The 589-nt window shown below is 75.6% G+C and carries 1 protein-coding gene; it reads right to left on the reverse strand.

Annotated features, from left to right (window positions below; translation table 11 throughout):
- Positions 1 to 21: 21 nt before the first annotated feature.
- Positions 22 to 384 (reverse strand): hypothetical protein, encoded by a 363-nt coding sequence (locus DS742_RS28470; RefSeq protein WP_205692833.1) that lies wholly within the window; start codon positions 382 to 384, stop codon positions 22 to 24.
- Positions 385 to 589 lie beyond the last annotated feature (205 nt).

Below are 589 nucleotides of genomic sequence, written 5' to 3' on the forward strand. Positions count from 1 at the left end.
CCTATGCGCGGCCGCGCCGCCTCAGGGCGTGGTCGCCGGCGGCACCGCCGCTTCCGGCACCCAGATCGCCACGCCGGCCGCCTTCTTCTGCGTGGTCGGAATGCCGACGCTGAGTCCGCCGCCGCTGTGGCGGCCGAACGTGCCCGCGCCCACCGACATGCCGACCGGCGAACCGCTGCCGCCCACGCCGACCAGGACCACGCCGTTGGCGCCCAGCGCCGCCGCCTCGCGCTTCAACCGGGCCACCGCCGCATCGGTCTGGCCCTGGGTGCCGAAGCCGACCGCACTGGTCGCTTCCAGCGTGGGCGATTTCGACCGAGCCCGGCGCCGGGCGGCCGTAGATGCGCACCTGCGCCGGATCGATCGGCGCGCGCGCCTCGCCAAGCATGACCTTCGAAGTGCCGGCGCAACCGGCCAGCGCGACGGCGGCCAGCGCGACCGCGGCAAGACGCAATTTCATGGCGGGCCTCCCCTTGGGTGGCGGCATCTTCCGCCCCAGGGCATGAAAATAGCCCCCCCCCGGTCGCGGGGGGCCCGCCTCCGGCCGCCGCGGGATCCCCCCCCATCCTGCGTTCCCCCCGGCTTTCCC

The sequence above is a fragment of the Lacrimispora amygdalina genome, assembly GCF_003432035.1.
Lineage (GTDB): Bacteria > Bacillota > Clostridia > Lachnospirales > Lachnospiraceae > Lacrimispora > Lacrimispora amygdalina.